Origin of the sequence: Bradyrhizobium sp. PMVTL-01 (assembly GCF_051861855.1) — a bacterium.
Taxonomy (GTDB): domain Bacteria; phylum Pseudomonadota; class Alphaproteobacteria; order Rhizobiales; family Xanthobacteraceae; genus Bradyrhizobium.
Genome location: NZ_CP193982.1, coordinates 3,213,165 through 3,237,487 on the forward strand (window position 1 = coordinate 3,213,165; position 24,323 = coordinate 3,237,487).

General features: G+C 64.2%; 37 protein-coding genes. 36 read left to right on the forward strand and 1 reads right to left on the reverse strand.

The genetic code is table 11. From position 1 onward, the window contains the following. The first annotated feature begins 9 nt into the window (after positions 1 to 9). The 36 genes from ACRQ5Q_RS14990 (at position 10) to ACRQ5Q_RS15165 (ending at position 23,751) form a co-directional block, all read left to right on the forward strand. Positions 10 to 501, forward strand: coding sequence for a hypothetical protein (locus ACRQ5Q_RS14990; RefSeq protein WP_439398656.1), 492 nt, complete (start codon positions 10 to 12; stop codon positions 499 to 501). Continuing rightward, positions 498 to 701, forward strand: a complete 204-nt coding sequence (locus ACRQ5Q_RS14995) for a hypothetical protein (protein ID WP_439398658.1) — start codon at positions 498 to 500, stop codon at positions 699 to 701. The genes ACRQ5Q_RS14990 and ACRQ5Q_RS14995 overlap by 4 nt, the downstream gene beginning before the upstream one ends. A 14-nt stretch (positions 702 to 715) precedes the next feature. Then, the gene (locus ACRQ5Q_RS15000) at positions 716 to 1,105 is read left to right on the forward strand and encodes a hypothetical protein (protein ID WP_439398660.1); all 390 of its coding nucleotides are present in this window, start codon (positions 716 to 718) and stop codon (positions 1,103 to 1,105) included. Continuing rightward, positions 1,102 to 1,275 carry a hypothetical protein gene (locus ACRQ5Q_RS15005; protein WP_439398662.1) on the forward strand — a complete coding sequence of 58 codons (174 nt, stop codon included), beginning with the start codon at positions 1,102 to 1,104 and terminating at the stop codon, positions 1,273 to 1,275. The genes ACRQ5Q_RS15000 and ACRQ5Q_RS15005 overlap by 4 nt, the downstream gene beginning before the upstream one ends. Next, positions 1,272 to 2,000, forward strand: coding sequence for a hypothetical protein (locus ACRQ5Q_RS15010; protein WP_439398663.1), 729 nt, complete (start codon positions 1,272 to 1,274; stop codon positions 1,998 to 2,000). The genes ACRQ5Q_RS15005 and ACRQ5Q_RS15010 overlap by 4 nt, the downstream gene beginning before the upstream one ends. Then, positions 1,997 to 2,485, forward strand: coding sequence for a nucleoside 2-deoxyribosyltransferase (locus tag ACRQ5Q_RS15015; RefSeq protein WP_439398665.1), 489 nt, complete (start codon positions 1,997 to 1,999; stop codon positions 2,483 to 2,485). Before ACRQ5Q_RS15010 ends, ACRQ5Q_RS15015 begins: the two co-directional genes overlap by 4 nt. Beyond that, complete coding sequence (locus ACRQ5Q_RS15020; protein WP_439398667.1) at positions 2,482 to 2,607, forward strand: hypothetical protein; 126 nt, start codon at positions 2,482 to 2,484, stop codon at positions 2,605 to 2,607. Before ACRQ5Q_RS15015 ends, ACRQ5Q_RS15020 begins: the two co-directional genes overlap by 4 nt. Continuing rightward, positions 2,607 to 2,795: a hypothetical protein gene (locus ACRQ5Q_RS15025; protein ID WP_439398669.1), complete on the forward strand. Its 189-nt coding sequence runs from the start codon at positions 2,607 to 2,609 to the stop codon at positions 2,793 to 2,795. The genes ACRQ5Q_RS15020 and ACRQ5Q_RS15025 overlap by 1 nt, the downstream gene beginning before the upstream one ends. 33 nt (positions 2,796 to 2,828) lie before the next feature. Then, positions 2,829 to 3,233, forward strand: coding sequence for a hypothetical protein (locus ACRQ5Q_RS15030; protein ID WP_439398671.1), 405 nt, complete (start codon positions 2,829 to 2,831; stop codon positions 3,231 to 3,233). Between the two features lie 3 nt (positions 3,234 to 3,236). Next, positions 3,237 to 3,755 (forward strand): hypothetical protein, encoded by a 519-nt coding sequence (locus ACRQ5Q_RS15035; RefSeq protein ID WP_439398672.1) that lies wholly within the window; start codon positions 3,237 to 3,239, stop codon positions 3,753 to 3,755. Beyond that, positions 3,748 to 3,918: a hypothetical protein gene (locus ACRQ5Q_RS15040; protein WP_439398674.1), complete on the forward strand. Its 171-nt coding sequence runs from the start codon at positions 3,748 to 3,750 to the stop codon at positions 3,916 to 3,918. The genes ACRQ5Q_RS15035 and ACRQ5Q_RS15040 overlap by 8 nt, the downstream gene beginning before the upstream one ends. 2 nt (positions 3,919 to 3,920) lie before the next feature. Then, entirely contained in the window at positions 3,921 to 4,433 is a 513-nt protein-coding gene (locus ACRQ5Q_RS15045; protein WP_439398676.1) for a hypothetical protein, read from the forward strand. A 249-nt stretch (positions 4,434 to 4,682) separates the two neighbouring features. After that, positions 4,683 to 5,153, forward strand: a complete 471-nt coding sequence (locus ACRQ5Q_RS15050; protein WP_439398678.1) for a hypothetical protein — start codon at positions 4,683 to 4,685, stop codon at positions 5,151 to 5,153. Beyond that, on the forward strand, positions 5,107 to 6,864 hold the full coding sequence (locus ACRQ5Q_RS15055; RefSeq protein ID WP_439398680.1) for a phage terminase large subunit: 1,758 nt from the start codon (positions 5,107 to 5,109) through the stop codon (positions 6,862 to 6,864). Before ACRQ5Q_RS15050 ends, ACRQ5Q_RS15055 begins: the two co-directional genes overlap by 47 nt. Next, positions 6,865 to 7,170, forward strand: a complete 306-nt coding sequence (locus ACRQ5Q_RS15060) for a spike base protein, RCAP_Rcc01079 family (protein WP_439398682.1) — start codon at positions 6,865 to 6,867, stop codon at positions 7,168 to 7,170. A 12-nt stretch (positions 7,171 to 7,182) separates the two neighbouring features. Continuing rightward, positions 7,183 to 8,865 carry a phage portal protein gene (locus ACRQ5Q_RS15065; protein ID WP_439398683.1) on the forward strand — a complete coding sequence of 561 codons (1,683 nt, stop codon included), beginning with the start codon at positions 7,183 to 7,185 and terminating at the stop codon, positions 8,863 to 8,865. Beyond that, entirely contained in the window at positions 8,862 to 9,032 is a 171-nt protein-coding gene (locus ACRQ5Q_RS15070) for a hypothetical protein (protein ID WP_439398685.1), read from the forward strand. Before ACRQ5Q_RS15065 ends, ACRQ5Q_RS15070 begins: the two co-directional genes overlap by 4 nt. Then, positions 9,029 to 9,328, forward strand: a complete 300-nt coding sequence (locus ACRQ5Q_RS15075) for a hypothetical protein (RefSeq protein WP_439398687.1) — start codon at positions 9,029 to 9,031, stop codon at positions 9,326 to 9,328. Before ACRQ5Q_RS15070 ends, ACRQ5Q_RS15075 begins: the two co-directional genes overlap by 4 nt. Before the next feature lie 4 nt (positions 9,329 to 9,332). Next, positions 9,333 to 9,620, forward strand: coding sequence for a hypothetical protein (locus ACRQ5Q_RS15080; protein WP_439398689.1), 288 nt, complete (start codon positions 9,333 to 9,335; stop codon positions 9,618 to 9,620). Next, positions 9,601 to 9,750, forward strand: a complete 150-nt coding sequence (locus ACRQ5Q_RS15085) for a hypothetical protein (protein ID WP_439398690.1) — start codon at positions 9,601 to 9,603, stop codon at positions 9,748 to 9,750. The genes ACRQ5Q_RS15080 and ACRQ5Q_RS15085 overlap by 20 nt, the downstream gene beginning before the upstream one ends. Continuing rightward, complete coding sequence (locus tag ACRQ5Q_RS15090; RefSeq protein ID WP_439398692.1) at positions 9,747 to 12,743, forward strand: NUDIX domain-containing protein; 2,997 nt, start codon at positions 9,747 to 9,749, stop codon at positions 12,741 to 12,743. Before ACRQ5Q_RS15085 ends, ACRQ5Q_RS15090 begins: the two co-directional genes overlap by 4 nt. Next, positions 12,743 to 13,132: a dATP/dGTP diphosphohydrolase domain-containing protein gene (locus tag ACRQ5Q_RS15095; RefSeq protein ID WP_439398694.1), complete on the forward strand. Its 390-nt coding sequence runs from the start codon at positions 12,743 to 12,745 to the stop codon at positions 13,130 to 13,132. Before ACRQ5Q_RS15090 ends, ACRQ5Q_RS15095 begins: the two co-directional genes overlap by 1 nt. A 271-nt stretch (positions 13,133 to 13,403) precedes the next feature. After that, the gene (locus ACRQ5Q_RS15100; protein ID WP_439398696.1) at positions 13,404 to 15,017 is read left to right on the forward strand and encodes a hypothetical protein; all 1,614 of its coding nucleotides are present in this window, start codon (positions 13,404 to 13,406) and stop codon (positions 15,015 to 15,017) included. A gap of 89 nt (positions 15,018 to 15,106) precedes the next feature. Continuing rightward, complete coding sequence (locus ACRQ5Q_RS15105; RefSeq protein WP_439398697.1) at positions 15,107 to 15,502, forward strand: hypothetical protein; 396 nt, start codon at positions 15,107 to 15,109, stop codon at positions 15,500 to 15,502. 24 nt (positions 15,503 to 15,526) lie between these two features. Continuing rightward, entirely contained in the window at positions 15,527 to 16,222 is a 696-nt protein-coding gene (locus ACRQ5Q_RS15110; protein WP_439398699.1) for a hypothetical protein, read from the forward strand. Between the two features lie 12 nt (positions 16,223 to 16,234). Then, positions 16,235 to 17,122, forward strand: a complete 888-nt coding sequence (locus tag ACRQ5Q_RS15115) for a phage fiber-tail adaptor protein (protein WP_439398700.1) — start codon at positions 16,235 to 16,237, stop codon at positions 17,120 to 17,122. Position 17,123: 1 nt separating this feature from the next. Continuing rightward, entirely contained in the window at positions 17,124 to 17,276 is a 153-nt protein-coding gene (locus tag ACRQ5Q_RS15120; protein WP_439398702.1) for a hypothetical protein, read from the forward strand. Between the two features lie 2 nt (positions 17,277 to 17,278). Next, positions 17,279 to 17,668 carry a hypothetical protein gene (locus tag ACRQ5Q_RS15125; RefSeq protein WP_439398704.1) on the forward strand — a complete coding sequence of 130 codons (390 nt, stop codon included), beginning with the start codon at positions 17,279 to 17,281 and terminating at the stop codon, positions 17,666 to 17,668. Between the two features lies 1 nt (position 17,669). Further along, complete coding sequence (locus tag ACRQ5Q_RS15130) at positions 17,670 to 18,554, forward strand: hypothetical protein (RefSeq protein ID WP_439398705.1); 885 nt, start codon at positions 17,670 to 17,672, stop codon at positions 18,552 to 18,554. Between the two features lie 13 nt (positions 18,555 to 18,567). After that, entirely contained in the window at positions 18,568 to 18,759 is a 192-nt protein-coding gene (locus tag ACRQ5Q_RS15135; RefSeq protein ID WP_439398707.1) for a hypothetical protein, read from the forward strand. Positions 18,760 to 18,838: 79 nt separating this feature from the next. After that, complete coding sequence (locus tag ACRQ5Q_RS15140; protein WP_439398709.1) at positions 18,839 to 20,791, forward strand: hypothetical protein; 1,953 nt, start codon at positions 18,839 to 18,841, stop codon at positions 20,789 to 20,791. Positions 20,792 to 20,871: 80 nt separating this feature from the next. After that, on the forward strand, positions 20,872 to 21,309 hold the full coding sequence (locus ACRQ5Q_RS15145; protein WP_439398711.1) for a hypothetical protein: 438 nt from the start codon (positions 20,872 to 20,874) through the stop codon (positions 21,307 to 21,309). 83 nt (positions 21,310 to 21,392) lie between these two features. After that, entirely contained in the window at positions 21,393 to 21,776 is a 384-nt protein-coding gene (locus ACRQ5Q_RS15150) for a hypothetical protein (RefSeq protein ID WP_439398712.1), read from the forward strand. Between the two features lie 20 nt (positions 21,777 to 21,796). Beyond that, a complete protein-coding gene (locus tag ACRQ5Q_RS15155; RefSeq protein ID WP_439398714.1) occupies positions 21,797 to 21,949 on the forward strand; it encodes a hypothetical protein in 153 nt (50 codons plus the stop codon). A 3-nt stretch (positions 21,950 to 21,952) separates the two neighbouring features. Continuing rightward, positions 21,953 to 23,296, forward strand: coding sequence for a peptidoglycan recognition protein family protein (locus tag ACRQ5Q_RS15160; RefSeq protein ID WP_439398716.1), 1,344 nt, complete (start codon positions 21,953 to 21,955; stop codon positions 23,294 to 23,296). Then, positions 23,293 to 23,751 carry a phage virion morphogenesis protein gene (locus ACRQ5Q_RS15165; RefSeq protein WP_439398718.1) on the forward strand — a complete coding sequence of 153 codons (459 nt, stop codon included), beginning with the start codon at positions 23,293 to 23,295 and terminating at the stop codon, positions 23,749 to 23,751. The genes ACRQ5Q_RS15160 and ACRQ5Q_RS15165 overlap by 4 nt, the downstream gene beginning before the upstream one ends. On the opposite strand, the gene ACRQ5Q_RS15170 is transcribed toward ACRQ5Q_RS15165, so the two are convergent. Beyond that, complete coding sequence (locus ACRQ5Q_RS15170; protein WP_439398719.1) at positions 23,748 to 24,206, reverse strand: GIY-YIG nuclease family protein; 459 nt, start codon at positions 24,204 to 24,206, stop codon at positions 23,748 to 23,750. The genes ACRQ5Q_RS15165 and ACRQ5Q_RS15170 overlap by 4 nt on opposite strands. Positions 24,207 to 24,323: the final 117 nt, after the last annotated feature.

Here is a 24,323-nt window from a genome sequence, read left to right on the forward strand (position 1 = left end):
GTTCTGACAATGGCAGGCGATCTCACGGCACTAAGCACGCAATGGGCGACGTACCCGTCGACCATGACCACGATCGAGAAGCTGTCGGCCATCAATGGCTCGATCGCTCCCGGTCCGCCGGTGGACGTCCTCCGGTCAGAGGTCAAGAAGATCCTCTCGGTTGGCGGGGCGCTGCTCAAGATGCAAGCCTACGTCAGCAATCCGGCGGCCGCGACGTCCCAGCCTTGTTTGATGGCGAGCAACTACCTGCTGGCGCTCATCGCGTACGAGCCGTCGCTGCCGTCGATGAGCGACACCCTCAAGACCTCGGATCAGACCAACCTCAACATCATTCAGGCGATGATCCCGAACTTGATGGCCGATCCGACCAACGGCATGACGCAGCAGATCATGGATCAGATCATGGCGCTCATTAACCCGAACGTGCCGTGGTGGAAGGCGAACGGCTTCTCCGGTCCCATCGTCGTCAGTGACCTGATCGCGGCTGGAGACCTGTTTTGACGAGTGACGGCCAGGTCACCGCCGATGAGCAGCTGATCGCCGACATCCTACGCGCCGAGCTGCACGACCGCTTCTACGGCAAGAAGATCGAACGGCAAGAGGTCATCGAGGTCGTTGCCGGTGTTCTCGGTATTCCCGAGGACATGATCAAGGTCACTTACATCGCAGCGACAGGTCAATTTCAAGTCGACATCCACTAACAAGGCTCCCCACCATGTGGTTCCGCTTCTCCAAGCCCGACTATTTCTACCTCGGTCGCTACCGGCTCTTGGATGCCAGCGACATGTCGCCGTTCAATCGCGGCGTCTCGATCGGCTTCGGCTTCTTCGTTTTCCACGCTCGCTGGAACGAGGGGCGTTCGGAAAGTCACGAGGGCCTCCACTATCCCGACAAGCCTCGCTTCGATTGCCTGATCAACGGTCAGCGTATCTCGCTACCAGAGATCGCGAGCTATGAGCTGATATGCTCGCTCGCCGGCCAGCCGCAAGCCACGGTGACCTATCGCTCGAAGGACGGCCTCCGTCACGGCATGATGGGTCTCGGTGACAAGGTGCTGACCTCCTACGGCATGGTCTTCAGCGCCGTCACGACTGGCGCCGCATGAGCCATGATCGCTGCGACGCCTGCGGTGCGCTCTATGCCATGGTCGGCCTCGTGCATCGCTGTATCCCGCGGCCGAAGCCAGTCGAGGTTAGGCTCGCTGCCGAGGCCTCAAAGCCCAAGGCCAGGCCGAAGGTTGCGAAGAAGAAGCCTGCGAAGAGGTCGAAGAAGTGAGCACCTTCGACGACTTCCCGCACAATCGCGGCGACGCCCTGATCGCCGAATACAAGGAGCGGTACGGCGACAAGACGCTGATCGCCTTCTCGCGCGGCAAGGACTCGATTGCTGTTGCGCTCGCCCTGCGCGACAAGATCGAGATGGTGCCGTTCCACTACGACGACTGCCCCGGTCTCGAGTTCGTTGAGGAAAGCCTTGCCTATTACGAGAAGCACCTCTTCGGGCGGAAGATCCTCAGGATGCCGCATCCGGCCTTCTACAAGCACTTGCGCGACGGGATGTTTCAGCCCGTCGGGCGCGCCGAGCTCCTGGCCGCTGCTTCCATCCCCAACCTCAGCCACTCGGACATTGTCCGTATGGTCAAGAAGCAGGAGGGGATCGAGGGCGAAATCCTCTCGGCAACGGGCCTTCGCGCCCTCGACAACGCTGTGCGGTTCATCTCGATCCGCAAGCATGGTGCCATCCGCGGCACCGCCGGCAACTGGGCTCCGATCTGGGATTGGACCAAGCAGCAGCTTCTCGAAACCATCGAGAAGAGCGGCGTTTCGCTGCCTGCCGACTACACGTTCCTGCCGCGCTCCTTCGACGGGTTCTCGTACCTCTACCTGATCCCGATCAAGGAGCACTATCCCCGCGACTACCAGCGCATCCTCGAATGGTTTCCGCTCGCACAGGCGGAGATGTTGCGCTGGGAGATCAATCAGAGGTTCTTCCCCACATGAGACCGTTCACCGTGTATCTGGCGGGCCCGATCACGGGCCTGACCTATGACAGTGCCACGGATTGGCGAGCGACTGCAAAGCAGAAGCTCAACGACGTCGGCATCCGCAGCCTGTCGCCATTACGTGCCCAGGAGCACCTGCGCCACGTCGGCGTCCTGACCCCCGACTGTGCCGGATACGGCGAGATGAGCGCGCTCACGACGCCGCGAGGCATTTTCATCCGCGACCGGTTCGACGCGACGACCTGCAACGCCATCATCGTCAACCTCTTGGGGGCGGAGCGCGTCTCGCAGGGCTCGATCTGCGAGATTTCGTGGGCGCATTGGTGTCGCATCCCTGTCGTCGCGGTGATGGAGCGGCAGGGCAACCTGCACGACCACATCATGGTCACAGAGCAGATCGACTTCCGCGTGACCTCGCTGGATGATGCGATCAACGTCGTGAAGGCGATTGCCGACGCCGCACCGGTGGGGACTGCCGCATGACCACACAGCAGCACATCCTGCAACTGCGCAGCCGTGGCAAGACCCTTCAGGAGATCGCCGACGAGGTCGGCGTCACCCGGCTCGACGTCAAGCGCACCCTCGACCGGCTCGGCATCCGCTGATGTTCCTGGCATCGCTGCTCGCCTTCATCACGGCGGGCATCCTGCTGCTCGTGCTCATCGACCAGATGCGCGGGCAGCCCCACGAGGACAAGAACCTACTCCTCGAGACCGCCTTCCTCATCGGTCTCCTCTGCATGCTGTTCGTCGCCGGGCACGCGCTCTACGGCGCGATCCACGGCCTCACCTGATCTTCCACCCCATCCCCAAGGGACTTCCCCAGAATGACCGACGTCGAACAGGCGGGCGCACAGGCGCGCCTCATCATCGCAACCGAAGTTGCCAAGCAGAACGCCATGTGGGGCGACGCGAACGATCGCGCCGACATCTTAAAGGGTCAGCTGCTCGGCGCGGCCTCCGCGCAGCTGATGGCGGTCTGGTCCGCCAATTTCGAGCCGCAGATCAGCCGCGAGACGGCCTTCGAGATCGCGCGCGAGAGCGTGTTCCCGAAGGACTGGGGCGGCTTCCGCGACTATGGCAGCGACATCGCCAACCTTGCCGTCGTCGGTGCCTACATCGAGAACGAGATCAAGCGCCGCCTCCTCAACGGCGAGAGCACCTATCGCAAGCCGCGGGATCTTGTCACGCAGCCCTTCGACGGCTCGTGCGTTCCCAACCCGGGAGCGTGAGCGGTGGGTGATCCGAAGCAATGCCCGCACTGCGATCGCGTGTTCCAGTGGGGCGAGGATGGCGACAGCCATTATGGCGTTGCCGCCGCTGGCCCGTCCTGCAACAAGAACGCCTTCTGGAAGCTGACCGGCCACCTCAAGGCCGATCATCCAAATGCGGCCCGTCATGTCTGCGGCCGTCGATTCGACATGTTCCGCCCGCCGTCCGGGACGGAGCCCGAGGACTTCTGGCACGGCCGCGGCGCTCATCGCGCATGCAGCTATTGCGGCTCGATGAACCCCGACGACTTCTTCAAGGCGGTCGAGGACGGCAGCTGCGCCAAGATCACCGGCACCGACAAGAACTACAAGATCTATGTCGATGTGGCGGACGCTCACGTGAAGCTCTACTTCCAGCACTTCGATGCTGATCAGCAGCAGCGCTTCATCGATCTCTACAACGAGAAGAAGCTGCCGCTGGAGCCGAGGTTCGGTCTCTACGTGTGGCCGTTCTTCGCTGTTCCGGCGACCTCCAATGGGTGACGTCATCGAAATGCGCCGCAAGGCGCCGCCTGATCCTGCGGACCTGGCGCTGTCGCGGGCGTTGTTCCGCGCGCAGATGTCACTGCTGTCGTCGGCCTTGCATCTGCTGACCCTGCAATTGCATGGCCTCGCCAAGGCTCTCGACGAACAAGCCAAGAAGTGAACATGGCTCTCAAGCGCATCGAGCGGCCGGGGCTCAAGGGCCCCGGAGGCCCCCTCAAGAAGATCGATCGCGACGGCCTAGAACGTCGGCGCGCGATGAATAAGGCGCTCGACTTCGTGCAAGGTGAGACGCAGGACGTTCTCGCCAAAATCGACGAGGACGCGACGCCCGAGGAGCAGACGGCCGAGGTCATAGGCAAGCTGGACGCAGCTCTCAACCCCGAGAAGCAAGCACAGATCAAGGCTGACCTCAAGCGCCAGAAGGACGCCTACGTCAATCAGGGCGCCAACGACTATTACTGCGTCGTCGTGTTCGCGGAAGGCGCCGCGGTCACCGAGTTTCTGCGCAAAGCCGGATACGGCGACACCAGCGCAACCTATGTCGATGGGCATGTGCTCGCACAGGGCCTCAAGATCGACCTGCCGAAGCCGCAGTTCAAGCTTCAGAAGATTCGCCCGCCCGTTCGTAATCTCGAACGGCTGGTGACGGCATTCCCGAAGACCAAGCAGTCGTAAGACGTGCGGTCTGATGGAATGACAGGCGTTGCGTCGGCGCCATCCCCGACGTGTCATCCGAACGGAGTGCCATCATGGCGAAGAAGGCGAAGAAGGCCGTCAAGAAGAAGTCCAAGGCCAAGTCGAAGTCCCGTGGCAAGGGCGGCTCGGGCAACAGCTAAGCTGTAGCCCGGCTCTCTCGAGCCTGAAACGAGGTCGCCCCCTTTCCAACCGACGGGGAGGCGACCTCGTCTTTTTTGAAGTGTCCCCATGCCCCGCAAGACAATCGACATGAGAGGTGACCGGCGCCGTCGCAAAGGCAAGCGCACCACTGGCACCTCCACAACGTCGCCGCGTGAGATCAAGTACCGCGAGAAGGTCGCGCAAGCGCTCGAATACCGCAAGCTCGGCTACACCTACGAGCAGATCGGCGGCGAGCTGAAGTGCGATCCCGCCTATGCCTATCGCCTCGTCAAATGGGGCCTTGACAACATGGTCGCGGAGCCCGCCGAGGACCTGAAGAAGATCATGCGCGCCCGCGTCGAGGAGATGATGGTCGGCGTGCTGGACAAGGCCTTCGCCGGCGAGATCGACGCGCAGGATGCCGTGCGCAAGAACATGGAATTGCAGGCCAAGCTCGATGGCCTGTTCGCCCCCACGAGCAGCAAGGTCGAGCATTCCGGAGAGGTCCAAGGTGGACAACCCATCTTCATCCTCTCCGATGCTGACGCCCGCCTCTAAGAAGCGTCGCCGCCGCCGTCCCGGACGCGGCGAGCCGATCCTCAAGACGGCAGAGCAGGCGGAGAAGGACGGCGACAAGCCGGCCCAGATCGGCCACAACGGCGGCCCGGCCATCGATCCGAAACTCGGACCGTGGGGCAAGCGCGGCCCGAACCCGGCACAGATCGTCGCGACCGACCTTCTGACGCGCCAGCGCCACACCTGCCTCGTCGGGGGCGCGCGCTCCGGCAAGACCACCACCATCGTCCGCGCCATCATCCTGCGCGCGCTGCGCTTCCCGGGATCACGCCATGTGATCCTGCGCGCCCGCGCCGTGCACGCGGACGCCTCGGTCGGCCTCGACACCATCCCGAAGGTGATGTCGCTGTTCTTCCCCGGCACGAAGTACAAGCACTCGCGCCACCCCCACAACGTGGTGAAGTTTCCGAATGGCTCGGAAATCTGGATCGGCGGTCTCGATGACGCCGCCCGCGCGGACAAGATCCTCGGCGCCGAGTACGCCACGATCTTCCTCAACGAGTGCAGCCAGATCAGCTGGTACACGGCCAAGCTCGTCCGCTCGCGTCTCGCCCAGGTGGTCGAGGGCTGCACGCAGCGGATGTTTTACGACATCAATCCGGTCGGCAAGAGCCACTGGACCAATGTCCTGTTCGGCGAACTCAAGGATCCCGACAGCAAGCAGGAGCTCACCGACGGCGCCAACTACGCACGTATGTTCGTCAACCCGGCGGACAACAAGGCGAACCTGTCGGCAGAATACCTCGCCGAGCTCGAAAACTCGACCGGCAACTATCGCAAGCGCTTCTACGAAGGCGCCTACATCGACGAAAACCCGAACGCCATGTGGACGGCGGACCTCATCGAGGCCTGCCGCATCGCTGGCGGTGCTACCGACGGCAAATCCGATCCGGCCATGCCGGGTCCGGAGGAGCCGGAGTATGTGCAGACAGTCGTCGCGATCGATCCGTCTGGCGCCAGCGAGCAGGGCGACAAGACCGACGTCGAACTCAAGCCGCGCAACGACGAGATCGGCATCGTCGTTGCCTCCCTTGGCAAGGACCAGCGCGTCTACCTCCGCGCAGACCTGTCGCTTGTCGGCAGCCCCGAGACGTGGGGCAAGGCAGCGATCGCCGCCTTTCACGCCTTCAAGGCTGACCACATCCTGGCCGAGACCAACTTCGGCGGCGACATGGTCTCCTATGTCATCCGGTCGCTGGACGGCAACGTCCCGGTGAGGGTGGTGACGGCGGGTCGCGGCAAGCACGTCCGTGCCGAGCCGATCTCGACGCTGTACGTAAAGGACGGCGTTCGCCACGTCGGCCGTTACGAGCAGCTCGAGGACCAGCTCTGTGCCTTCACCTCGCTCGGCTATGGTGGCGCGAAGTCGCCTGATCGCGCCGACGCGTGGATTTGGGCCGTGACGGACATCGCGCTGCAGGACGGCGCCAACAACTGGATCGAATACTACCGTCGCCTGTCGGAGGGGTCGAAGGCCGAAGCGGCCGCGACCCCGAGCAAGCCTCCGGAGTTCGGTTTCCAGATCACGCCGCCGAGCGCGAGCGCGAAGCATCGCGTTCGCGTGCCCGACGACATCTCAACTCTCTACCTCATCGACGGCACGTCGCTGCTCGTTCCGGCAGATCGCATCGTCGAAGTCTCCAAGGAAGACGCGACGGCCTTCGGGCTGCGCGGATGGGAAAGGATAACCTAAATGGCCAAGACCGCAGCTGATCCTTTCTCCGGCACGAACGGCTTGCCGGTCACCGCTGGTCGTAACGGCGCCGTCGTGACGCCGAGCGACACCAACGACCTGAAGAACGTCACGACGAGCCTGATCGTGACGATCGGCACGGGCGGCACCGGCATCTCGGTGCTCTATGCCGCCGAGACGCGTGACAGCGCGCCGGTCACCATCCCGCTCGGTGTCGGCACCTGGCAGCTCAATTTGCAGGTCCGCCGCATCATGGCGACCGGCACGACCCTTGGCACCGGCGGCGGTGTCGTTGCGCAGTGGTAAGGCATCCGCCCAGTGTCCGACGACATCGAGAAGATCTCCACGCCGCGCGGCGACGGTGCCCGCAGCATGACGCCTCTTGCGCCGGGCTACGACCTTCGCATTAACGGCTCCCGCCCCCAAGGGGGTGGCTTCACCGTCAACGGTCCCGACTGGTTCGGTCCGCTGTCGCCCGTCCAGCCGATCGCGCCTCCCGCGGTCGCTGGCCGCGCTTGGGATTACATCCCGGGCTACAATCTCGGCATGCAGCCGCGGGCTTACGAGCAAGTCTCGTTCCCGGCCCTGCGTGCCCTTGCCGACACCTATGATCCGGTCCGTCTCATCATCGAGCGGCGCAAGGATCAGATGTGCCGGCTGCCGTGGACCATCCGGATCAAGCACGACGACACGAAGAAGAAGCGCCCCGCGCTCTCGGACCTGCCGCCGGCAAAGCAGCAGCGCATCAAGGACATCAAGGCCTTCTTCGGCCGTCCTGATCGGCAGCTCAAGTTCCGCAATTGGCTTCGCGCGATCCTCGAAGACCTGCTCGTGCTGGACGCTCCGTCGATCTATTGCGAGCGCAACCGCGGCGGCGACCTGATCGGCCTTCGCGGCATCGATGGCGCCACCATCAAGCGCGTGATCGACGACTGGGGCCGCACGCCGGAGCCGATCGTCTGGGAAGGCCGCCCGTTCTTCTGGAATGGCCAGCTCATCACGCTGGAGAACCATCACGAGTTCGGCTTCAAGATCGTGCCGGGCACGGCGGTCGCGCATCAGCTGCCGATCGGCTCGGAGGTTCCCTCGTATGCGATCCTGCCGCCCGCCTATCAGCAAATCCTGAAGGGCATGCCGGCCGTCAACTACACGACGTGGGACCTCGTCTATCGCCCGCTCAACATCCGCACCGGCGCAGCCTATGGCTATTCGCCGGTCGAGCAGATCATGATGACGGTCTCGACCGCCTTCCGGCGGTCGATGGCGCAGTTCGAGTATTTCCGCGAAGGCAACCAGCCGGATGCGGTGTTCGGGCTGCCGGAGAACTGGACGCCCGATCAGGTCGCCCGGTTCCAAGAGTATTGGGACTCGCTCTTCGTCGGCAACCTGGCCGCTCGGCGCCGGATGAAGTTCATCCCGACCGGCTCCACCAACTCCTACACGGCGTTGAAGGAGCCGCCGCTCAAGAACGAGTTCGACGAATGGCTCGTTCGCATCGTCTGCTTCGCCTTCTCCTATCCGCCGAACGCCTTCGTCGCGTTGTCAAATCGTTCAATTGCCGATCAGCACGAGCGACAGGCCGAGGAGGAGGGTATCGAGCCGCTGAAGGCCTGGTGCGCGGACACGTTCAACGAGATCATCGATGCCGAGTTCGGCAAAGACGACATCGAGTTCGCGTGGGCTGAGGAAGAGGAGATCGATCCTGAGAAGCAGGCTAACATCCTACGTGGCTATGCTGAAGACGGCATCCTGACGATCAACGAAGTGCGCGAGCGTATCGGTCAGGAAGCTGACCCGAACCCGGCGGCCAACCGCCTCATGGTCAAGGTCCCAACCGGCTTCGTCAACATCGACTCCGGGCAGCTCGAGAACAAGGTCACGGAGGCGAAAGCCATCGCGGCCGCGGTCCCGCCGCAGCCCGCACCGACACCCGTGAAGGTGAAGGTCAGCGGCGGAAAGAGCAAGTCAACCTCCAAGACCCCGAAGGAGAAACAGGAATGAACCGCCCCGGCGGCACTTACCGCGCGGCTCGCCGCAATGAAGCTCGCAAGCTTCGCAAGTCCAGCCAGGATGGCAAGCGTCTCCCGGTGATCTCGTATGCCGACGTGCGGCGGATCAACGCGATGGCGCTCGTCAACCGCCAAAACCTCAAAGGGAGTTCACATTGACCGCTCCGCTCACGCATCGTCTGATCCCGCCGGCCTCCGCGGCCCAGATCACCGTCCATGGCCGCAAGTACGATCCCGCCAACGGCGCGATCGATGCCTACGAGCATGACGCCCTCCGCCTCCAGGCGAACGGCTGGATCTTGATCGCTCCCTCGGGCCCGACCTCGCAGCGTCCGGACAGCCCGGTCGGCAACTATCCACGCGTCCCCGGTACCAAGTTCTGGGACACGACCATCAGCCATCTGGTGGTCTGGAACGGTAAGAACTGGATCAAGGAAGACGGCACCGTCGGCTAGCGCCATGTTCGATCTTCGGCTCGCAGAGCAGCTTGACAGCCAGTGGCGGACAGCTTCGGCCATCCGCCGCCGGCTTAAGCGCTACGACTACGACACCAACGAGATGGTCAACGCGCTGCGCAAGCTCGCCAAGGCCGGTCGGGTCGAGCGCAAGGAGATCGACACAGGCGTTGCCAGACCTGCGAACCGCCGGCTCGGGTCCACCATCACCGTAGAATACTTCCGGAAGCTGCACGATGACGAAACCAGTTGCCACGGAGCCATCACCGGAGGTGAAGGCGCTGATCGGTGAGTTCTGCCGCATCCAGCGCGAGAAGTATGGTCCTGATTGGAAGCGCATCCTCGCCGAGGAGATGGCCGCCAAGTCGACACCCGTCCTTCAGAAATTAATCGAGCTGCAAAAGACGAGGCCGACACGGTGAGCACGTTCTCCGCACCCGCATCCGCGACCAGCGGCTTGCAGGGCTACGACCTTGAAGGTGCCGAGAAGCCGAAACGCACGCTCTACATCAAGCGACGCGTCCGAAACGGCGCCGACCTGGTGAAATGGGCAAAAGACGCAGGCTTCCCGACAACTCTCGAGCCCGACGACCTCCACGTCACGATCGCCTACTCGAAGACGGCCGTCGACTGGGACCGCATCCCGCGCACCGATCTGCCGCTTCTGCGAATCGTTGGCGGCGAACGCAAGCTCAAGCGCCTTGGCAAGGACGGCGAGGCGACGGTTCTCGGCATTGAGTCCGACGACCTCACGCGCCGCTGGGGTGAAATCCACGCCGCTGGCGCCGTCTGGAGCTGGCCGAGCTACTTGCCGCACATCACGCTGTCGTGGTCCGCCGCTGACGTAGCGATCGATGACATCGTGCCGCCCGGCGAGACGATCGAACTCGGTCCGGAGGAGTGGGGCGAGGTCAACCCCAACTGGTCCGCAACTATCGTCGAGAAGCACGCTCCCATGCGAGCGGCCGGCATCGCGCTCATGAGCGATGACGGCAAGATGCTGTTCATCAAGCGTAGTGGCCACGATGGCGGTGATCATGCCGGCGAATGGTGCATCCCCGGCGGCGGGGTCGAAGTGGGTGAGACGCCGCTGCAAGGTGCGATCCGCGAGGCTTACGAAGAGGTCGGTTTCAAGGCCGGTCCGACGGCCGAACCGATCTTCGTCTGCGAGATCGCGACCGCGGGGGTCGTCTTCACGACCTTCTTCCTTCGCGTAGAAGAGTTCAAGCCGACGCTCAATCACGAGCACGTCGGCTACCGGTGGGCGTTCATCGATAGCCCGCCTCGACCGCTGCACCCGGGCCTGCGGGCAGCGCTGCCGCTCATCATGTCCCAGGCCACTCAACTGACAACGAAATCCAACTCAGCCGTGATGACAAAGAGCGGCGCAGGAGAAAAGTCTATGAAAGACCTGTCCATCTTTGTGCCGATGCTCAAGGTCGATGCCAAGAAGCGCATCGTCTACGGCACGGCCGTGGTCGAGGAGGTCGATCGCTCCAAGGAAATCTTCGACTATGCGAGCTCGAAACCCGAGTTCGAGAAGTGGTCCGGCGAGATTGAGAAGGTGACCGACGGCAAATCGAAGGGCAACGTCCGCTCGATGCACGGCAAGATCGCCGCTGGCAAACTCACCGACATCGGCTTCGACGACAAGCGCAAGGCGATCGACGTCGCCGCCAAGATCGTCGACGAGGACGAATGGAAGAAAGTCGAGGAGGGGGTCTACACCGGCTTCTCGATCGGCGGCAGCTACCTCAAGCGTTGGCAGGACGGCGAGTTCAAGCGCTACACCGCTCGCCCCGCCGAAATCTCGCTGGTCGACCTGCCCTGCGGTCCCAGCGCCACCTTCTCCATGATCAAAGCCGACGGCTCGGAAGAGCTGCGGAAGTTCGCAACCCCGGAGCCTGTTGTGAAAACCATCACCAACGACGACGTCGCCGCCCGCGCCAATGAGCTTGCCAAGGCTTCCGGGAAGCACTTCCTCGAGCACGTCGTTGAGGCGCGCAAGCTGCTGGAGGACGAGGCTGCTGCCGCGGTCGCCAAGGCTGCGGCTACCGCTGCGGAGACCACTCCGGCGACCACCGAGGCTTCTGTTGCCGAGATCGTGACGGCCGAGACCACTAACGCTACCGATCCCGTTGCCAAGGGTACCCAGACCACCGAGGTGCAGGCAGCTGAGGTCACCGCCGCCGAGGGCACCACGACCGACGCCGACTTTGCCAAGACCACGCCCGCGGACATCGCGCAGGTCTGGGTCTCCGAGCGTCTGCCTGGCCAGCACTTCGCTAAAAAGCTGGACCTCCAGAACGCCTTGATCGAGCTCGATGCCAAGGAAGCGGCCGCCAAGGCGGCTGCGCCCGTGCTGGATGCGCTCAAGGCGGCCGTGGGTGAGCAGGCCGTCGCCACCGTCGAGGGCGCCGCTGACGTCGAGAAGGCAGCCGAGGGCGCGATCGCGACCAAGGAAGCGCTGGTCGAGGCCATCAAGGCCTTCGACTTCGACAAGGGCGGCAAGGCATCGCGCCGCGCTCTGGTCAAGTCGGCCCGCGCGCTCGGCGCGCTGGACCTGCTGCCCGAGGGCCTCGTGTTCTTGGTCAAGGATGCGGCGGAAGCCGGAGACCTTGCCAAGGGTGCCAATCTCTACACCGTAGCCTCCCTATCGCGCATGCTCGCATGCGTCGAGGAGATGGAGGAGACGGCCGAGATGGGCTACGGTACGGCCCTTCCCAAGGAGCTGACCGACCGCTTCGGCACCGCCCTCGTGACGCTTGGCGACATCGTTGCCGACATCCTCGACGCCGTCCTCAAGGACATCAAGGCGGAGGAGGCCGAGGAGGCCGCCAAGTTTACCGGCCACATGCTGGACCTCGTCAAGGTCGGCGCCCGCAACTCGCGCGCGGACAAGACGACGATCAAGAAGGCGCACGACGCGCTGGTCGCTCTCGACAAGGATGTCTGCGGTGGCAGCATCTCCAAGGCTGCCGGCGAGATCACGCTCGATCTGAAGGTCGAGGGTGGCGAAGCCCTCCAAAAGGCCGTTGCCGAGGCAGCCGCCAAGGTCGACGCGGTCGCGGCCGAGAACGCCCAGCTCAAGGCCGAGAAGGCTGCGAGCGCCGTCGTGATGCAGGACATCGCCGCTGGCATCGCCAAGATGACCGAGACGATGGAAGGCCTCAAGGCCGACAACGCTGCCCTCAAGGCCCAGGTCGAAGAGGTGCAGAAGAACTCGGCCAGCATCGAGGAGGTGCAGAAGCACGTCCTCGCGATCCGCGCCACGCCGATCCCGGCGCCGCACGCCGGCTCCTACCGCATCGTGGAGAAGGTTGCCGTCCCCGATCACAACGTGATCTCGGATGAGGCGCTGCGGATCGCTGCCGCCGGCGCGCAGGCCGCCCGCATGAACGGGCCGCACGCCTAATGGCGAGTGAGAACGACAAGTTCCTGCCGCCGGCGTCAGCCCAGACGCCGGCGCGCAAACGCGTGCTCGAAACCGACAGCGCCAGCCGAAAGCAATATCCGATGGCGCGCGGTCTCCTCGACTATTTCCCGGACGCGCTGGCCGAGGTTGCCAAGGTCTCATTCCAAGGCAACCAGAAGCACAATCCGGGCGAGGAGATGCACCACGCGCGCGGCAAGTCGATGGATCATGCGGACTGCATCATGCGTCACCTTGCCGGCCGCGGCGGCTTCGACGGAGAGACCCGGGAGAGCGCTGCGCTCGCGTGGCGCGCTCTGGCTCTGCTCCAGGAAGAGCTCGAACGCGAACTGGGCTTGCCGCTTCCGCGCGGCGCCCGCGCTGCGACCTGAGGAGGTCGCTGTGCTGCTGATCACGATCATTGCCATCGCCCGCAAGCTGGGCGGTCGCAAGAGCTAACCCACGAAATTCTCGCGCGCTCGTCCGGGGACGGATGAGGCCAGCGCGAAATGCCGCGAGCAAGCCGGCCACGCAACCTCCGCCCGGGGACGGGCAGGGGAGGGATGCGCGCTGCCTTTCATCGCGATGGACGACCCGCGCCCGCCGGGGACGGCGATCACGGCGCACCCACCCATCCACCCATTCCAATTTGGAGAAAACACGATGAACGCCATCGTGCGCGACGTCAAATTCAGCGACCAGATGCCGCTGGAGCTCTCGAAGTCCTGGGCCCCGATCTTCTCGGCGCCGGGCACCATCGACCGTGCCGCCATCGCGGCCGAGGTGTCGAGCTTCCTCGCCGCCATGCAGAAGGCGCATGCGACGGACAAGTTCGTCCCCGAGACCGAAGTGCTGTGGAAGTCGACCTTCGCGCAGAACGGTTCGGCCACCTCCGGCCTGACCTACTACGATCTCGAGCTCGGCGCCAAGTTCGTCTATCCCGTGCTCACCCCGCTGCGCAACGAGATCCCGCGCGTCTCGGGCAAGGGCGGCATTCAGGCCGCGTGGCGCGCCGTCACCGGCGTGAACACCGGTAACCTGCGCATCGGCGTCTCGGCGGGTAACCGCGGTGGCGTGCAGGCCGTCTCCACGCAGGACTACACCGCGGCCTATCGTGGCTTCGGTCTGGAGACCAACGTCGACTTCGAGGCCGAGTACGCCGGCCGCGGCTTCGACGACATCCGCGCGATCGCGGCCAAGGTCGGCCTCGAAGCGACGATGATCGGCGAAGAGGCGCTGATCCTCGGTGGCAACACCTCGATGGCGCTCGGCACCACGCCGACCCCGACGGTGGCTGCCTCGACCACCGGCGGCTCGCTGGCGGCTGCGACCTACTCGGTCATCTGCGTCGCGCTGTCGTTCGACGCCATGCTGTACGGCTCGATCTCCGGCGGTATCCAGGCCTCGATCACCCGCACCAACGCGGACGGCTCGTCCGACACGTTCGGCGGCGGTTCGGCGCAGAAGTCCGGCAACGCCACCGGCGTCGTCGCTTCCGGCACCACCGGCTCGCTCACCGCTTCCGTCACCGCCGTCACTGGCGCGTGCGGCTATGCGTGGTTCTGGGGCGCGGCCGGAGCGGAAGTGCTGGGCGCGATCACCTCGATCAACTCGGTCTCGATTGTTGCGACCGCCACCGGCACGCAGACCGCTGCCTCGCTGCCCTCGGCTGACAACTCGACCAACAGTCTCGTGTTCGACGGCATTATCACGCAGATGCTGAAGGGCGGCTCCAACGCCTACGTCAGCCTGTTGCCCACCGGCACCGCCGGCGTCGGCACCCCGCTGACGGCCGACGGCGCTGGCGGCATCGCCGAGATCGACGCGGCGCTGAAGGACCGCTGGGATCGCTACCGCTTGTCGCCGGACACGATCTGGGTGAACAGCCAGGAAGCGCTCAATATCTCCAAGAAGGTGTTGCAGGGCAACAGCAACGCGGCTCAGCGCTTCATGTTCAACTCCGAGCGTGACAGCCTCGGCGGCGGCATCATGGTGCGCACGTACTTGAACCGCTTCTCGATGGGCGGTGCGAAGACGCTGGACATCCGCATCCATCCGAACATGCCGCCCGGCATGATCGTGATGACCTCGCGGTCGCTGCCGTATCCGGTCTCGGGCGTGTCCAACGTCCTCCAGATGCGCATGCGTCAGGACTACTATCAGATCGAGTGGCCCCTGCGCAGCCGCAAGTACGAGTCCGGCGTTTACGCCGACGGCGTCTTGCAGTGCTACTTCCCGCCCGCGTTCTGCGTGATCGGCAACATCGCGAACGGCTAAGGCCTATCGCGAAGACGGAGGGGGGAGCGTTCGCTCTCCCCCTTTGACTTCCCCCTTCAACCATCCCCACGAAATTCTGGAGACATTCAATGGTCCGCATGATCGCCCCCGAGGGCGTCGCGAGCTTTTCTCACGCCGGTCACACCTTCGAGGTTGCCGAGGACGGTACGCTCGAAGTTGCCGAGCACGCCGTCGACGAAGCGAAGGCGCACGGCTTCACCGTTGCCGGTGACGGCGAAATCGTCGCGAGCGAAGCGATCACCGTCAAGCGCGAGAGCGTGCTGAAGGTGCTCGAAGCCATGGGCGTCGCGGCCAACCCCGCGATGCGCGCCGACAAGCTCGCCGCCGCCTTCGAGGGCGCGGCCGCGCGCGTCAAGGCGCCGAAGACTGCCGAGACCAAGGCCCCAGCCGGTGACGGCAAGGGCGCTGACGGCAAGGGCGGCGATGGCAAGGGCGCTGACGCCGGTCAGGCCGGCGCGAAGTAAGCCTGACCACACGGGGACGGCATCATGACCGGTCTTGCCAAGGACATGGCAGAGAAGGTTCTTCGCTTTCTGGCCGGTCAGGCATCAATGCCAGCCGTCCCGCGCGTGTTCATCTCGCTCGGCACTGTCGATGGCGAGGTCTTTACCGAGACCTCGCCGCGCGTGCAGGTCGCAGGCCCCGTCATCACCAACGGGGCGACCTCGACCTCGAACGCAGCCATCAACCATGCGCAGGTCCCGTCGTGGGTCATGGCCGGCATGCAAGCCTATAGCGAGCCGGCGGGCCTCGTGCTCGGGATGGTCAAGTCTGCCGGCGAGCGCCGGGTCGTGCTCGCGGAGACGGTGGCCAGCCCGGTCAATTCCGGCCACACCGTCACCTATACCGCCTTCGCCATCGACGGCGATGCCGCTGTCAGCTGCGCGCCCATCACCTTGGTCGCGGCCGAGGCCGATGCATGGGCGCTGTTCGACGCGAACGGCGTCATGACCTGGCTGGGCGAGCTCGGCGATGCGAGGCGCAGCGCCATCAGCACGGGCGACCAGCTCATCATGCCTCCCGGATCGTTCCGGATCAGCCTGAGGCAGTCAGCCCCAGCGCCGACCGCAACTCCAATCGAGGCGCCGGAGTTTGCGCCAGCGCCAGCGCCGGCCCCCTCGGCACCTCCGCTGCCATCACTCTCGCGCGCACCGCGCGGCCGCACGGCTATCGCCCGCGCCTAAGGAACCATTCGCATGCTGCTCTGGGATGACGGCAAGTCGCCGACGGAAGTCGCTGACTTCGATATCGACTGGACCGTGCGACTGGCTGGCGACACGATCGCATCCTCGTCGTGGGCGATCTCCGACGGAGACATTGGCGCGGCGGGAACGCTGGCCATCAATTCGTCGAGCTTCACGACGACCCTTGCCAAGGTCGAACTGTCCGGCGGCAATCTCGGCGTTCTCTACACCCTTGCCAACACCGTCAATACGGCATCCGGGCAGAGGCTGGTCGAGACGGTGCAGCTGCCCGTCCGGTCCACGGTCCTGCGCGGCAATCTGACGTCCCTTGCCAACGCCATGCAGTGGCTCGGCGTCACCAAAGACGATGACGGCAAGGTCGCCCGGATGGTCGCGGCGGTATCTGCGATCATCCAGCAATTCCTCAGCTATCAGGTGGCGCAAGCCACCTATACGAAGACGTTCAACGGCAGCGGGTCGCACACGCTGTTCGTGCCCGACCTGCCCTTGGTCTCGGTCTCGTCCGTCCTCGTCAACGGCGTCTCCGTCCCGCAGGGTCGCATCGGCGGCGGATCGCAGAGCGTCGGCTTCTACAACGACGCAGATGCGATCCGGCTGATCGGATACCGCTTCATGCGCGGCTTCCAGAACATCCAGACGACCTATATCGCCGGTTACGCGACAGTGCCTGAGGACATCGAACAGGCCTGCCTCGATTGGCTGAAGATCCTCTTCGGCTCGTCCTCCATGCCGTTCGGAAACAACGTCGTGCGCGTCCAGGCCGGCGACACCTCGTTCGATTTCGGCGGTTCTGGTACGGTGACTGACACCAAGAAAATCTCGATGCCGCAGTCGATCTATTTTGTCCTGCAACCCTATCAACGGGTCACGGGGTGGTGACATGGCAAAGCAGAAGATGAGTGCACTCGACAAGAGCGTGCAAGCGCGGGCGCGCGACATGGCCGCAAAACGCATCCAAACGGCAAGCAGCATCGCTCGCGCCTACGTTGAGGCCAGCATGCGGATCATGTTTCCCGGCGAAGAGGTCGACTGAAGATGCTCTACCCGCGCAAGGTCGAAATTCACCGGCTTCGGACGGTGGCGGGCCCCGGAACGTCGCCGACCGACGTCATCGGCCTGACCGGATATTCCGGTGCTGAGGCGTCGACCGACCCTGCGGACCCGCAGGGCGAGGCGATCCTCTACAAGGATATCCCTGCGAACATTCAGGCTGCCGCCACGGGGCGCAAGCGCGACAGCGCGCTTCCGCAAGACGCCGTCTCGAACCCGACGTGGGACATTTTCCTGCCGCTTACGGCAGCGCCGCGCGGCGCGATCAGGGATCGCGACATCGTCGTCGACGACGAGGACTATCGCTACGAAGTCGGCCAGGCGTACTGGAACATCTTGGGCTGGAAGCTGATGTGCATTCGTTTGGAGGTGTGACGTGGCAGACCTGACCGACGTCACGGCCTACCTCGCACAGCAGGTGGCCGCGGCGGTCTACCCCAACGGCACGAGCTCGCCATCGGTGGCGGGCATGGATTGCCGCATCTTCGAGGGGTGGCCGCTTGCAGATCAGCTCGATCTCGACCTGGCCGGATACAGGATGGACAACAGCCAAAATCCTCCGGTGAAGGTCAAGCGGCCGGGCGGTCCATGTGCCAACGTCTCGATCTTCCCAATGTTGGGGCAGGGCGCGCCGACATATCAGATCCTCGACGAGACGTACGTAATCACGCCGCCGCCAATCGGCCTCGCGTTCACGCTTTCCGGGAATACGATCACGGTGTCTGGACAGCCGGCTCCCGGCGAGTTCTTGACCGTGATCTGTGACGACGCTGTCGTCGTCTCGCAGACCGGGGCGACGGCGCAGGCTCTGCTCGCGGCGCTCGCTGCGGAAGCGCAGCCCCATTACCCGGCAGCGTCCTCGACCGCGACGACGCTGACCATCCCGGTGGGGCACTCGATCGTGGTCCGGCAGGGTGGCGAGGGCGTGATGGGCAAGGTCACACACCGCCAGAAGCAGTCCATCATGATCACGGTGTGGGCGCCAAATCAGGTGGTTCGCAAGGCGCTCGCTTCGGCGATCGACGTTGCGATCAAGAGCAAGAGCAAGATCACGTTGCCGGTCGATACCTCGCAGGCGACGGTGTTCTACAGCAGAACGAACACGATCGACGAAGAGCAGGCCAAAGGCCTTTGGCGCCGCGACCTCATCTTCGACGTCACCTATGCCACCGTGGAGAAGTTCGATGGCTTCACGATCACCTCCACGAAGGTAACGATCGCCAACCCCGACGGCTCCGCAATTGCAACCGCACTAACCTGAGAGAGGCACGCCAGTGAAGTATCACCTCACCGTGGTCCATGAGTTCGGAAACTACAACAAGGGTCAGCGGATCACTGATCCCGACGAAGTTGCGAGCGTGCTCGACGGGCACAATCACACGCACGTCGTCAAGACCGCGGCGCCGGAAGAGCCGGAGCCCGCTCCGCCCGAGGTTCACGCCGAGGTTCACGACAGCGAAGCCTGATCCCGCCTAGCCACAACTCTCAATTCGTCCTCCCGACCCGCCTCTGATCGAGGCGGGTTTTTTATTTGGAGCAAGCTCGATGCCCGTGTTTCTCGACGGCCAGCAGAATTTGGCCGCGCTCACTGTCCCCGGGGTCTATGGCGACATCATCCTGCCGACCCCGTTCATTGCGGGCACGCCGACCAACATCGAAGGTCTTGTCGGCGTGGCGTCCTGGGGCCCCCTCAACGCCCTGATCCCGCTGTCCAAGCCGACCGATGCGGCCGTCTTGATCGGGCCGCCTCAGGTCCGCAACTATGACATCTCCTCCTACGTCTCGGCGGCCTCGCAGGTCGGCGGCGCGATCGGCTTCTATGCGGTGCGCGTCTCGGATGGCACCGATGTCGCCGCGACGGCGAACATTCAGAGCTCCGCTCTGACCCTGACCGGCAAGTACACCGGCACGCTTGGCAACGGCATCACCTATTCGCTCCAGTATGGCAGCCTCGCCAACTCGTATCTGGCGATCGTGGCCTTCCCGGGTTTCGTTCCGGAGCAATTCAACAATGTCGTCGGTCCGACGCCAGCGTCCGCTTCGTACACCTTCACGGGGCAGCCGACCGCAAACGACACCATCACGATTGCCGGCTCTGCCGTCACCTTCGTGGCGTCCGGTGCGACCGGTTTGCAGGTGAACCTCGGCGCCAATCTCGCGGCGACCCTGTCCAACCTACTGACCTTCTTGCAGGGCTCGTCCGACACCGGCCTTGTCAAGTGCGTTTACTCGCTCTCGGGCAGTGTCCTGACAGTGACTGCGAACCAGACGCAGGGCACCGGCACCAATGCCGGCACCGGCGGTAACGCGCTCACGGTGGCGAAGACCTCCACCAATATCACCGTGTCCGGGGCGACGCTGACGGGCGGCACCGGAACGTGGCAGACGTTCTGGACCAACCTTGCCAACGTCATTAACAACGGCAACGCCGTTCGCGGTGCGAGCCAGTGTGTCATTGCGACTGCGGGCGTATCGACCGTTGTTCCGGTGGTCGGCGTGACCACGCAGCTGTCCGGCGGCACCGATGGTGCATCCGGGGTGACCGATGCGACGCTGATGGGCCAGGACATTGTGCCGCGCAAGGGCATGTACGCCCTGCGCAACTCGAACTGCGACAGCTTCACGCTGTGCGACCTGTCGACGACGAGCTACTATGCTGCGATCGCGTCGTTCGGCCTGTCCGAGACGATGCTGCCCATTCAGGCGACCGTGAAGGGCGACTCGATCGCGAACGCGCTGGCGACCCGGATCAATTCCGGCGTCGACACGCCTTGGATGTGGCTCCTCCTCGGTGATTGGCCGTCGTTCTACGACAGCTATAACGGGTTGTCGCGCCTGATCAGCCCGGCGGCATTCGGCATCGGCATCGTCGGCAACCTCTCGCCGCAGCAGTCGCCGTTGAACAAGCCGCTTCAGGGCGTCTCGTGCACGCAGCGGGCCACGCTCGGCCAGACCTATTCAGACACCGAGCTGTCGCAGATCAACACCGGCGGTATCGACACGATCCTGCCGCCGAACTCTTCGCCGGGCGGGTATTACTACTCGTTCGCGACCGGTCGCAACGCGTCGAGCAACACGGCTGCGAACGGCGTCGAATACACGCGGATGACCAACTTCCTCATCCGTGCGGCGCAGAGCAAGGCTGCTGGCAGCTTCATCGGCAAGTTGCAGTCGATCCAGCCGAACGACCAGACGCGCGCGCAGGCAAAAGCGCTGTTCGACGGCTTCTCGGCGCAGCTCGCTTCGCCCCAAGTCGGTCTCGGCATCAACGGGCAGGGCATGATCGACACGCCTTGGCTCGTCACGTGCGACCTGTCGAACAACCCGCCCTCGTTGCAGGCCCTCGGCTACCTGTTCCTGTATTGGCAGGTTCGCTACCTCAACGTCGTCCGCTACTTCGTGGTGAAATTCCAGGGTGGCGGCAACGTGTCGGTCACGGTCCAGTCGACGCAACCCTCTCCGTCGCAGTTCGCGCAGGCCGTCAATACGACGATCTAAGCGATCTCGCGACCACGCCATCGACCCAACCTTAAACTCAGCCCGCCCTCACAGGCGGGCTTTTGCTTTGGAGAGCAAGCATGCCCGTGAACGGGATGAATACCGGCGTCGACTACTCGATCATGTACTACGATGGTTCGAGCGGCGCGCTGATCGACCTCGGCGACGTCCAAGACGTCAACATCACCGCGTTGAAGCACGACATCAAGAGCCAGCCCTACAACAACGTGCCGCGTTACGGCTACGTTCCGGACGGCTTCAACATCGAGTTCACCATCACCCGCACGGGCGCCGTGCTCGAGGACGTGATGGCGGCCTTCAATGCCAACTTCAACGCGGGCGCGGTGCAGAAGCCGGGGTTCTTGAACCAGTCGACGATCAATCCCGACGGGTCGATCTCGCGTTACCAGTACACCAACCTTGTGGTGTTCCTGACCGATCACGGCAACATCAGCCGCGAGAAGACCGTGACGCAGAAGCTGACCGCACGCGCCAGCGACAAGATCAAGATCGCGTAAGCGATCGAACAGAGCCCGCCGGCGAACACCCGGCGGGCTCTTTGCCGTTCCTGCATTCCCCATCCCCAAGACACGAGCTTTCCATGAGCACCGAAACCGAAATCCGCCTCCAGCGCTACCGCCAGATCGAGCGCGAGGGCGACGAATTTGGCCGCGTCATTGGCGTCCGCAGGCTGAAGCCGAGCGAGCAGACGCGCGCGGCAGGCTTCACCGCCGATATCACCGGCTCAGACAAGTTCATTGGCCCGAACGGCCAGGAGATGTTCATCCCGCATCGGATGCCGCTACTCGTTGCGGCGGCGGTCTGCGAGATCGATCAGCTGCCGATCCCGTTCCCGAAGAGCCGGGCGGAGCTCGACGCCATCTATGACCGCCTCGACGAGGAAGGTCTGGCCGCGGCCAGCAAGGCCTTGGCGAGGCTTCAGAGCGTCGCCGTCGACGACGCCAAGGGCGAAGCAAAAAACTAGTAGAGGACCCTGTCTTTCGATTGCAGGCCTATGCGATCAAGAACGGGGTCCCTTACGACGTCGCCCACGTCATGGACGACTGGGAACTGCTTGCCCACGCCATCGTGTTTGCCCAGTTCGACAACGGCAACAAGGAGTGGGACTGGGAAGGTATGAAGTTCATCGAGAGGTGATGCGTGCAGATCGGCCTGATCAGCATTGGAGGTCGGGCCATCGGCACGATCACGCTCGAAAGGGCCGACGCGCCGCTCCCGAGCTACGTCCCGAAGCACTCGATGTTCCAGAATGCCTCGTTCGATGCGAGCGATGGCTACAGCGCCGAAGCTCCGTCTTACGGTCGCAGCGCACCTAGCCCGGGTCACAATCACCAGCCGGTCGGCGAGGCACAGCAGCCGCCCGCTGCCGCGCCCCGTCCCACCAACAGGTTCGGCGGTGAAGGCGACACCGATCCTCCGGCCCAGCCAGCGGGCTCGGGAACCGCGGTCTCCGGCAATCGCGTCTATGGCCGTCTTGCGGAGGCGCGTGACCGCGCGCGCAAGGAGCTCGCCGACAATCCTCGCCTCAACGAAAAGGCGATGCACATCTTCGCCGGCGAGAACCCGGACCCGACGGCGTCGACCGCTCTTTGGGAAAGCGCCATCAACCGCATGGCGGTGCGCGGCACCACGCTTGAAAAAGAGCTGCGCCGCACCAATGAGGGCGGCTATTACGAGGGATGGCGCGACGAGGTCTCACCGTCCACCCGCAGGGTGTTGGAGGCAAGTCGCGACAAGGCGCTCGCCTATTCCAACGTCTCGAACTATGCCACCGACAACTCGTCGGGCAATCTCGCCGCGCGCGAGAACGCCAGCGGCACGTTCACCCAGAAGAGCGTCTATGCCCGCGAGCATTTCTTCGGGCCCGACAACCGCATCGCCTCGCATCAGCGCTCCTACCGCGATCTGGTCGCAAACAGCGAAGCTGAGCGGCAAAGGGTGGGCGGGGCTCCGGCGGAGGGCGTAGCTCCGAACACGGCAGCTCAAAGCCCGGCAGCTCCAAACCCGGCAGGTCAGCCAGGTCGCGTCGAGGGCGTCGATCCGCAGGCCTTCATCATGCACCACACCGGTGGCCGAGGGACGCCGGACGGGGTCAGGAACACGCTCCGCCAGCGCGGTCTCGGCGTCGAATACATCATGGACCGCGATGGCAACATCGAACGGGCCGGCGGCCCGGGATCGGCGCACATGATGCGAGGCTGGGGCAAGGGCGAAGGCCTTTCCAACAGCAACACCGTTGGCATGGAGGTCATCGCCCGGGATGACAAGGACGTCACGCCGCAGCAAGTCGAGGCGGCAAGGGCCTTCATCGCGAAAAACTACCCGAACACGCCGGTTTATGGCCATGGTGAGGTCAACCCGGGCCATAAGGAGGCCGACGAGGGCATGAGCATCGTCAACGCCATCCGCTCCGATCGAGCGCGGGCCGCCGCGACGACAGCCACGACCGCCGCCAAGGACCCGGAAGAGGACAAGAGCAAATGACCAAGGAACTGAGCCTGCTCGCGGCCGCGGAAATGTTCGCGACCTTGAAGCTCGAGATCGAGCACAAGAACCATCAGTTGCTGGAAAAATCGGCCAAGGTCGTCGAGAAGCAGGCCAAGGACTACATCGGCACGTACGACGCCCACTATCCGACGATCTGGCTGCCGCTGGCCGAGAGCACCAAGCGCGATCGCGTCAACAAGGGCTTTTCGGCCGACGAGCCGCTGCTGCGGACCGGCGCCTTGCGCGACTCGATCAAGCACGAGGCGGACCACCACGAGGCCCATATCGGTACGGACAGCCAGATCGGCGTCTGGCATGAGCTCGGTACCTCGCGCTTCGTGCCAAGGCCCTATCTGGAGCCGGCGCTCAAGGAAAAGACGCCTGAGATCCTTGAGATCCTTGGCAAGGGGACCGTCGGCAAGCTCTCCGGCGAGGCGCGCGAGGGCGATTAGGGTCTTGGGGGCGGGTCCGGCACCCAGATCGCGATGGCGATCAGGGCAGCCAGCAGCACCAGGAGGATGGCGAGGGCCCATTTCCAGAAGGGGTGCACGCGCCGCGGCGCGGGCGCCTCAGGCTGGCTCGCCATCTGGATGATCGTCGGCACCAGCTGCGGCGGCACCTGCTGGATGGGCTCGCCAACGCGTCCTGCGGCCTCAATGACGGCGCCGGTAGCAATCGACGCCGGCACAGCAAACCACTCTCCAGACGCCCTGTAGGCTGCCAGCAGATCGTGCGCAGCACGCTCGATGGAAAAGCCGGTCCCGGACGTCACGCCGATATAGGCGAAGTCCAGCGGCTCATGGGAGCCCGTCTGGAGCGTGGCAAGGCGGGCGATGGGATCGGTCGAAACGCCGATCTTGTGGTGATTGCCCACGCCTTTGATCACGTAAACGAACGATCCGGTCATCCGACCCGCACCCAAGGGGGCTTGCGGGCGTGACAGGCTCCGAAAGTCGCTCGGGCTGAAACTGACGCCCGGACGCAGGCCCAGGATACGCGGGCCTCCCAACCAAAATCTCATCTC